The sequence below is a fragment of the Streptomyces sp. H39-C1 genome (assembly GCF_027158125.1).
Taxonomy (GTDB): domain Bacteria; phylum Actinomycetota; class Actinomycetes; order Streptomycetales; family Streptomycetaceae; genus Actinacidiphila; species Actinacidiphila fildesensis.
This window is the reverse complement of the sequence record NZ_JAPVLS010000293.1, coordinates 1-609: the sequence shown is the minus strand read 5'-3', so window position 1 is coordinate 609 and position 609 is coordinate 1. Positions and strand designations below refer to the sequence as shown.

Sequence of the window (609 nt, the reverse complement as noted above, 5' to 3'; positions counted from 1 at the left end):
GGCATGAAGGACTGGACGGCGGCCAGGACCGCGTAATCACCGCAGCCGGGGCACCAGCGCACCTCCTGGTCCGTCTTGAAGTCCTTCATCGACTGCTTGGTGTCGGACTTGGGGACCAACGACAGGGAGCGGATCTCAGACATCGAAGGTCTCCTTGACGTGGTCAGCCAACTGCTCGGACTTGAACGGCAGGCCGGTCACCTGGGTGTAAGACTGAGCGTCCACCAGGTACTTCGCCCGCAGCAGGTGGGCGAGCTGGCCGAGGTTCATCTCCGGGACCAGGACATGGCGATATCCGCCGAGGATGTCGCCCAGGTTTGCGGGAAGGGGGTTGAGGTGGCGCAGATGGACCTGCGCGACCTGATGTCCCTGGGCACGGAGTCGGCGGATGGCAGCGGCGATGGGGCCGTACGTCGAGCCCCAGCCGATCAACAGAACCGGGGATTCATCACTCGGATCATCGACGGTCACATCGGGTACGGCGATGCCGTCGATCTTCGCCTGGCGGGTGCGGACCATGAAGTCGTGGTTGGCCGGGTCGTAGGAGATGTTGCCCGTGCCGTCCTGCTTCTCGATACCGCCGATCCGGTGTTCGAGACCGGGGGTGCC

The 609-nt window shown here is 64.5% G+C and carries 2 pseudogenes; both read right to left on the bottom strand.

Features of this window, described 5'->3' with window-relative positions:
* A pseudogene (locus O3W51_RS48290) lies at positions 1-143 on the bottom strand (2-oxoacid:ferredoxin oxidoreductase subunit beta); the annotation flags it as partial.
* Positions 136-609 (bottom strand): annotated as a pseudogene (locus tag O3W51_RS48285) (2-oxoacid:acceptor oxidoreductase subunit alpha); the annotation flags it as partial. The pseudogenes O3W51_RS48285 and O3W51_RS48290, both read right to left, overlap by 8 nt.